This is a genomic window from Micromonospora sp. SL4-19, assembly GCF_047921475.1.
GTDB lineage: Bacteria > Actinomycetota > Actinomycetes > Mycobacteriales > Micromonosporaceae > Micromonospora.
In genome coordinates, this window is sequence record NZ_JBLROB010000038.1 from 42082 (window position 1) to 50268 (window position 8187).

General features: G+C 73.5%; 7 protein-coding genes. 3 read left to right on the forward strand and 4 right to left on the reverse strand.

From position 1 onward, the window contains the following. Nucleotides 1-92: 92 nt before the first annotated feature. Together ACNAVT_RS28645 and ACNAVT_RS28650 are read right to left on the reverse strand one after the other, a co-directional pair. A complete protein-coding gene (locus ACNAVT_RS28645) occupies nt 93-1853 on the reverse strand; it encodes a thiamine pyrophosphate-binding protein (RefSeq protein ID WP_416300702.1) in 1761 nt (586 codons plus the stop codon). Beyond that, nucleotides 1846-2970 carry a Vms1/Ankzf1 family peptidyl-tRNA hydrolase gene (locus ACNAVT_RS28650; protein ID WP_416300704.1) on the reverse strand — a complete coding sequence of 375 codons (1125 nt, stop codon included), beginning with the start codon at nt 2968-2970 and terminating at the stop codon, nt 1846-1848. The genes ACNAVT_RS28645 and ACNAVT_RS28650 overlap by 8 nt, the downstream gene beginning before the upstream one ends. Nucleotides 2971-3111: 141 nt before the next feature. Here ACNAVT_RS28650 and ACNAVT_RS28655 point away from each other — a divergent pair, with 141 nt between their 5' ends. Further along, complete coding sequence (locus ACNAVT_RS28655) at nt 3112-3657, forward strand: hypothetical protein (protein ID WP_416300714.1); 546 nt, start codon at nt 3112-3114, stop codon at nt 3655-3657. Nucleotides 3658-3693: 36 nt separating this feature from the next. Here ACNAVT_RS28655 and ACNAVT_RS28660 read toward each other — a convergent pair whose 3' ends face one another. Continuing rightward, nucleotides 3694-4023, reverse strand: a complete 330-nt coding sequence (locus ACNAVT_RS28660; protein WP_416300716.1) for a DUF3817 domain-containing protein — start codon at nt 4021-4023, stop codon at nt 3694-3696. A 193-nt stretch (nt 4024-4216) separates the two neighbouring features. Here ACNAVT_RS28660 and ACNAVT_RS28665 point away from each other — a divergent pair, with 193 nt between their 5' ends. Next, a complete protein-coding gene (locus ACNAVT_RS28665; RefSeq protein WP_416300706.1) occupies nt 4217-5695 on the forward strand; it encodes a glutamate--cysteine ligase in 1479 nt (492 codons plus the stop codon). A 47-nt stretch (nt 5696-5742) separates the two neighbouring features. Here the strand turns inward: ACNAVT_RS28665 and treZ are convergent, their stop codons facing one another. Then, nucleotides 5743-7473: a malto-oligosyltrehalose trehalohydrolase gene (treZ, locus tag ACNAVT_RS28670; RefSeq protein ID WP_416300708.1), complete on the reverse strand. Its 1731-nt coding sequence runs from the start codon at nt 7471-7473 to the stop codon at nt 5743-5745. Between the two features lie 396 nt (nt 7474-7869). Here treZ and ACNAVT_RS28675 point away from each other — a divergent pair. Then, nucleotides 7870-8187 (forward strand): glycogen/starch synthase (locus tag ACNAVT_RS28675; RefSeq protein WP_416300709.1); only part of this gene is annotated, 318 nt, incomplete at its 3' end.

An 8187-nucleotide genomic window follows, 5' to 3' on the forward strand; every position in this document is an offset into this window, starting at 1 on the left:
CGGCGGCCAATCGCCGGCGGGGGAACGGTCCTGGCCTTCTCGTGGGCGCGGCCGGGTGGCCGGGCCGGGTGGAGCTGCCGTGGGCGACTCGGCTACGCGAGGTCCTCCGCCTCCACGGTGATCCGGGTGTCCATCATCCGCTCCCGGACCCGGCGGGCGGCGTCCCCGTCGGCGACGAGGCCGCGCAGGTCGGCCAGCGCCGGCTCCGGCGGGTTCAGCGGCACCGCCGGGTCGACCACGGCCTCCAGCACGCCGGGCCGGTCCGCGGCGAGGACCTCGTCCCAGGCGGGACCGACCAGCTCGGGACGGTCAACCCGGACGCCGTGCAGGCCGAGCAGCCGCGCCCAGCCGGCGTAGGGCACGTCGGGGCGGCGCTCGGCGTATCCGCCGGGCTGCCGCCCGCCGCCCGTCCCGGAGTGGTCGCGATTGTTGAGCACCAGCACGACCAGCCGGGGGTCCCGCCACTGCCGCCAGTGGTGCGCCACGGTGATCAGCTCGGCCAGGCCGTTGAGCTGCATCGCCCCGTCGCCGAGCAGCGCGAGCACCGGCTCGTCGGGGCGGGCGAGCTTGGCGGCCACCGCGTACGGCAGGGCGCATCCCATCACGCCGAGCGTGCCGCACAGCTGGGCCCGTACGCCCGGGGGAAGCTCCAGGTGCCGGGCGTACCAGTAGATGATTGAGCCGACATCGACGGCGACCGCACCCCGGGGTGGCAACCGGGCGGAGAGCTCGTGCAGCACGTGCTGCGGGTTGATCGGCTCGGCCGGCGCGGCGGCCCGCGCGGCGGCCTCCTCGCGCCACCGGTCCACCGAGCTCTCGACGACGCCCCGCCACGCCTGGTTGGGCCGGTCCGGCACTCGCGCCAGCAGCGCCCGCAACGTCTCGGCCGCGTCGCCGACCAGCGGTACGTCGACCGGGTACCGGGTGCCGATCCGCCGGCCGTCGATGTCGACCTGGATGGTCCGTACCTGGCCGGGCAGCGGGAACCAGTCGGTCCACGGGTCGTTCGTGCCGATCAGCAGCAGGGTGTCGCAGCCCCCCATCAGCTGGGCCGCGGCGGTGGTGCCGACCTCGCCGAGCACGCCGGTGTGGAAGGGTAGCCGCTCGTCCAGCACCGGCTTGCCGAGCAGCGAGGCGGCCACGCCCGCGCCCAGCCGGTCGGCCAGCGCCACGATCTCGCCGGCTGCGCCGTGCCCGCCCTGGCCGACCAGGATCGCCACCCGCTGCCCGGTGGCGAGCAGCGAGGCGGCGGCGTCGAGGTCGCCGTCGTGCGGCAGCACCCGGGCCAACGGCTCGCCCGGGACGGCCGACAGCACGCCGGCGGTCTGCGGTTGCAGGTCCGGCACGGTGGCCACCTGCAACGCGTGCGGCAGCACCACACAGGTCGGGCTCCGCGTCGCGGCCGCGGTACGGAAGGCCTGGTCCAGCAGGGCCGGCACCTGCTCGGGCACCCGGCCGTACCGGACGAACTGGTTGCAGACGTCGCCGAAGAGCCGACTCAGCCCGATCTCCTCGTACGCGCCGCCGAGCGGCCCGGTGACGTCCTCGCCGACGATCGCCACCACCGGCTTGCTGTCCAGCTTGGCGTCGTAGAGGCCGTTGAGCAGGTGCACCGCGCTCGGCCCCTGGGTGGCGAGACAGACCCCGATCTCGCCGGTGAACTTGGCATGGCCGGTGGCCATGAACGCCGCAGTCTCCTCGTGCCGGGCCGGGATGAACTGCGGGTCTCCGCCGGCGGCGTCCAGCGCGGCCACCACGGGGGCGATCGCCGCCCCCGGGTAGCCGAAGACCCGGGGGACGTGCCAGGCGCGCAGCCGCTCGACGACCAGGTCCGCCACCGTGCGGTCAGGCATTACCCCGCCCGGGGGTGCTCGCGTCGACGTAGCGCAGCACCGCACCGACTCCGTCGGTGAGTTCGGGCGCCTCCTCCGGCGCGAGCACGGTGAGTTCGGCGTCGGTGCCGACCAGCGCACGCAGCAGCGCGGCGTCGGCGCGGACCCGTTGCGGGTCGGCCACCGACATCGCCTCGAGCTGCCGCGGGTCGGTGGCGATCTCGGTCGGCTCGGGGCCGACCCAGAGTTCGCCGTCGGCGGAGGCGTCGTCCACGATCAGCATGGTGTCCACCTGGTTGCGTTGCAGGGCGGAGACCACCGCGTCCAGGCCCGCCCCGACGTCCTCCTGCATGCCGAACCGGTCCAGTGCGGCGGCGATCCGCTGGTCGACGACCTCGGCGATGGTCTGCACCGTGAGATCGTCCATCGCGGCCGGGTCGGCACCGCCGGTCCGGGCGCCGGCGTCGGTCCGCACCAGGACGTCCTGCCAGCGCTCCGGCAACTGGGCGGCGATCATGCCGGTGGCCCGGATGTCCCCGGCCACCACCACCACGTCCGCGCCCACCTTGTCGGCCAGCTCGGCGGTGGCCGCGGCGGCGTCGCCGGCGTTGTGGTGCCAGGCCTCCATCGCGGCGCGCTGGTAGCGGGACTGCGACCAGCCGCCCGGCCGCACCCGGCGCAGCTGGTAGCTCTCCCGCCCCTTGACGTGTGCCCGCCGGGGTACCCCGCCGGCGCTGACCGCGACGGCGTCCGCCCCCGTACGGTCGGCCAGCACCCGGACCCAGGCGACCTGCTCGCCGCGCTGGGCGACCAGCGGCATGGTGTGGGGCACGGCGGACCAGCTGGCCAGGTCCCGCAGCGGCGGTGCGGACAGGTACTCGGTCAGCACCACCCGGCCGCGGGTGGCGAAGAGGGCCAGACCGTAGTCGCCGGGCATCGGGGCGTGTCGGCGGATGACCTCCTCGACCGCCTCGATGGTCACCAGGTCGGCGCCCTGCTCCAGCAGGTGGCCCTTGAGGGACCGCCAGCGCAGGTCGACCGCGGGACGGGAATCGTGGGTGTCCCGGGAGGCGTCCAGGTACACCGAACACCACGGCCCGGGACGGTCGTAGAGCGGGCGCAGGAAGGACAGCTGCATGCTCGACCCCTTTCCAGCTCGGCCGCACGCATACCCGCGCCGCCGGGGATGTCACCTGGCCCGGCGGCCGCGTGACCGGGATTCATTCACGCCATTCAATAGTCATAATCGATACGATCGGTGAACATTCGCGGACTCTCGGTGGTGACCATGGACATCGACCTCCATACCCGGCGCGTCGCCCACCCGACGGAACGGATCGCCACCGGCCGGCTGGTGCGGCTCATGACGAGCTACGCGCGCGAGGTGAAGGTGGGCCAGCCGGTGCTCGTCGCGGTGCTGACCGCGGCGGGGGTGGCGGGGCTGCTGTCACGGACGGTGCGAGCGCCGCGCAGCAGCGGCGGCCGCACGCGGCGCAGCTTCAAGGAGCTGAAGAAGGGCCCCGAGTTCCTGGTCACCCCGGTGCGGCTGCGCGACGCCGCCGACCGGCTGCTGGAGGTGGAGCTGCACGGCCACCTGCCGCAGAGCGCGCTGCACCCCGGCGACCATGTCCAGCTCACCGTGCGCCCCCAGCCCGACGCCGACCTGCCGCCGCGGATCGAGCGGGTCGTCAACCTCACCACCGGACAGCAGCTGACCCCGCGTACCGCCACGGTCTGGTCGCACCTTGGCCCGCCACTGCTGCTCCAGGCGGCGCTCGGCGCGCTGCTGCTGCTGGGCGTCGCCGCCTGCTCGGCGCTCAGCTGAACCTCCGACCCGCGGGGGCGGCAGCCGGCCGCGGCCTCAGCCCACCGGCGTGAGCGGGCGCTCCACGCCCACCGGCTCACCGAGCAGCCCGCGCCGGCGGGCCCAGCGCTCGAACAGCACCGTGGCGAACGGCGGCACCGCGCAGACCAGCGCGACCGCCGTGCGCAGCAGGGACCAGTGGCGCTGCCGGGCCACCACGAGGACGAGGATCCCGTACACCACGAAGAGTGCCCCGTGGATCGGCCCGAACACGTGCACGCCGATCTCGTTGCGTGGCGGACCGTACTTGACCACCATGTCGGCCAGCAGGGCCGCCCAGGAGCAGGCCTCGGCGATCGCCGCCGCAACGAACAGCCGGATCGTCATCTCGCGCACAACCACTCCCCCGTCGGTCGCGGCAATGCTAGCCAGCCCGGGCCGGCCGGACCGCGAAACCGTGCGCCGGACGCGACAGGGATCACCGTAGCCGCCCGTGGGTAGGTAAAGGTTCCAGCGGGTCTTCCGCACCCCGCCGTCCCGTGCGAGGTTAGGGGGAACCAACGGTGACAAGGTGGTGACCATGGGCGAGGACGTCGGCACGCGCACCTTCAGCCGCGAGGACCGGGCCCGCTACCGGGACAAGGTCCGGCGCTGCCTCGACGTCTTCGCCGAGATGCTGCGCGAGTCCCGCTTCGACGTGGAACGGCCGATGACGGGGCTGGAGATCGAGCTCAACCTGGTCGACGACGACTCCCAGCCGGCGATGCGCAACGCGGACGTGCTGGCGGCGATCGCCGATCCCAGCTTCCAGACCGAGCTGGGCCAGTTCAACGTGGAGATCAACGTAACCCCGCGGCGGCTCGCCGGCGCCGGCACCGCGCAGTTCGAGGAACACGTACGGGCCAGCCTCAACGCCGCCGAGGAGAAGGCCCGCACGGTCGGCGCACACATGGTGATGATCGGTATCCTGCCCACCCTTCGGCCCGACCACCTGACCGCCGCCAGCCTCTCGGCGAGCCCCCGCTACACGCTGCTCAACGAACAGATCTTCGCCGCCCGCGGCGAGGACCTGCGGATCGCGATCAGCGGGGTGGAGCGGCTGGCCACCACCGCGGACACCATCACCCCCGAGGCCGCCTGCACGAGCACCCAGTTCCACCTGCAGGTCAGCCCGGCCCAGTTCGCCGACTACTGGAACGCGGCCCAGGCGATCGCCGGCATCCAGGTCGCCCTCGGCGCGAACTCACCGCTCTTCTTCGGCCGTGAGCTGTGGCGGGAGACCCGGGTGCCGCTGTTCCAGCAGGCCACCGACACCCGCGCCGAGGAGATCAAGGCCCAGGGGGTACGCCCCCGGGTCTGGTTCGGGGAACGCTGGATCACCAGCGTCTTCGACCTGTTCGAGGAGAACGTGCGCTACTTCCCCGCGCTGCTGCCGGTCTGCGATCCGGAGGACCCGGCCGAGGCGCTGGCCAGCGGCGGCGTGCCCAAGCTCGCCGAGCTGCGCCTGCACAACGGCACCGTCTACCGCTGGAACCGCCCGGTCTACGACGTGCTGAGGGGACGCCCGCACCTGCGGGTGGAGAACCGGGTGCTGCCGGCCGGGCCGACCGTGCTGGACACCATCGCCAACGGCGCCTTCTACTTCGGGCTGGTCCGCGCGCTGGCCGAGTCGGACCGGCCCCTATGGTCGCAGATGTCGTTCAGCGCCGCCGAGGAGAATTTCACCAACTGCGCCCGGCACGGCATCGACGCCCAGGTGTTCTGGCCCGGCCTGGGCTACCTGCCGGTCACCGAGCTGGTGCTGCGCCGGCTGCTGCCGCTGGCGCACGACGGCCTGGACCGGTGGGACCTCGACCCGGGCGAGCGGGACCGGCTGCTCGGCATCGTCGAGCAGCGCTGCCTCACCGGCCGCAACGGCGCGACCTGGCAGGTGGAGACGCTGCACCGGCTGGAGTCGACCGACCACCTGGACCGGCCGCAGGCGCTGCGCGAGGTGGTTCGCCACTACGTGGACCTGATGCACAGCAACCGCCCGGTCCACGAGTGGCCGCTGCCCTGAGGGCTCAGCCGGGGTCGCGGTCCCAGGGGCGCGGCCTCGTGCACGGGTCAGAGCGCGACGACCGCCGCCGACTCTGCCGGCAGCTCGATCCCGTCGCGCATCACGGTCACGCCGGTTCCGGTGGCGAGCAGGACGCGGCGCACCACGCCCGGCAGGTTGATCCGTTGCGGCTTGCCGGCCAGATTCGCCACCACGAGGCACCCGCCCCGGCGCATCAGCAGGAAGTGGTCGCCGTGCCGGACCTCGACGTGGCCCAGCCACGGGTCGGACAGGTCGGGGCGGCTCTTACGCAGGGCGATCAGCCGCCGGTAGAAGTCGTACATCTCCCGGTGCTCGGGCTTGTCCAGCTCGGCCCAGTCGAGCCGGGACCGGACGAAGGTCTGCCGGTCCTGCGGGTCGGGCACCTCGCCCGCCGGCCAGCCGTGCGCGGCGAACTCCCGGCGCCCGACGGCCACCGCGGCGGTCAGCTCCGGCTCGCGATGGCTGGTGAAGAACTGCCACGGAGTGCTCGCCGCCCACTCCTCACCCATGAAGAGCATCGGGGTGAACGGCGCGGTCATCAGCAGGGTGGCGCCGACGCGCAGCAGCCCGGTGGAGAGCGTCGCGGAGCTCCGGTCGCCGGTGGCCCGGTTGCCGATCTGGTCGTGGTTCTGCAGGTACGCCACGAACCGGTGCCCCGGGGTGCGCTGCCGGTCGACCGGCCGGCCGTGGCTGCGGTTGCGGAAGCCGGACCAGGTGCCGGCGTGGAAGTAGGCGCCGGTCAGCACGTCGGTCAGGCCCTCCAGCGAGCCGAAGTCGCCGTAGTGGCCCTGCCGTTCCCCGGTGAGCAGGGTGTGCAACGCGCGGTGGGCGTCGTCGTTCCACTGCGCGTGCAGGCCGTACCCGCCGGCCTCGCGCGGGGTGATCAGCCGCGGGTCGTTGAGGTCGGACTCGGCGATCAGGGACAGCGGCCGGCCCAGGTGGGCGGAGAGCGTCTCGACCTCGACCGCCAACTCTTCCAGCAGGTGGGTGGCCCGGGAGTCCGGCATGGCGTGCACGGCGTCCAGCCGCAGCCCGTCGACATGGTAGTCGCGCAGCCACATCAGCACGCTGTCGATGATGTAGCGGCGTACCCCGTCGGAGTGCGGCCCGTCCAGGTTGACGGCGCGCCCCCGGGTGTCGCTCCGCTCGCCGAGGTACGGCCCGAACGCCGGCGCGTAGGCCCCGGCGGGGCCGAAATGGTTGTAGACGACGTCGAGGATCACCCCCAGTCCCTTCGCGTGGGCGGCGTCGACCAACCGCTTGAGCCCGTCCGGCCCGCCGTAGGGCTGGTGCGGGGCGTACCAGCAGCCCCCGTCGTAGCCCCAGCTGCGCTCCCCGCTGAAGGCGTTGACCGGCAGCAGTTCGATCAGGTCCACGCCCAGGTCGACCAGGTGGTCGAGGCGGCCGATGGCCGCGTCGAAGGTGCCCTCCGGGGTGAAGGTGCCGATGTGCAGCTCGTAGAGGACGCCGCCGGGCAACTGCCGGCCGGTCCAGCCCTGGTCGGTCCAGCCGAACGCGGCGTGGTCGTAGCGCCGGCTCGGCCCGTGCACTCCGGCCGGCTGCCAGGCCGACCGCGGGTCCGGCAACGCCCGCTCGTCGTCGTCGAGCAGGAACGCGTAGTCGGTGCCCGGTCCGGCGCCGGGCACCTCGACCCGCCACCACCCGCCCGGTCCGGGACGCATGTCGTGGTCGGCGACGCCGGGCAGGCGCAGCCGGACCCGGGCGGCTTCGGGCGCCCACACCGTGAACTCGGTCATGCGCAGCCTCCACGGGGTCGGCGGGAGCCAGCAAGGCGACGGGATCGGGTGCTCAGCAGATGACGCATTCGCAGCTCAGAGCCACTGTAGACCCGACCGGTGAACGTGTCCGTAACACGATGAACAGAAATCGCCCAGGATGGTGCCCGGCCGGACGACGGGCCGGCCCACCCGTTCGGACCATCGCCGGAATCCACCCGCCTGATGCCGCCGGAAACCTCGGGTGTTGTCGGTCACGATCGCCCGTATTGAGGTGCGGGTTCGCGCCGGATGGCCTTTCCTGGTATCGGGACACGCGCGCCCCCGCGCGTCCACCGCGGCCCTTCGGCCACCCTCACCGCACTCCCCGCCGCCATTGACGCCGGCGCGTAGGAACACGCATGGACGGAGATTGATGTGACCATCCTGCGGGTCGGCGCGCAGCCCGCCACCCCGACGGACCGGACCCACCGCCCCACCCTCACCGCCCGCCCGACCATCGCGCAGCAGCCCGGCACGCCCTCCCGGCCGCGGCGCATCCTGATGCTGTCGTGGGAGTACCCGCCGGTGCTCGTCGGCGGCCTCGGCCGCCACGTGCACGCCCTCTCCGTCGCCCTGGCCACCGCCGGCCACGAAGTCACCGTCATCACCCGCCACACCGACGGCGCACCCCTCGAGGAGTACGCCGACGGCGTCCGGATCGTCCGCGCCGCCGAGGACCCGGTCCGGTTCCCG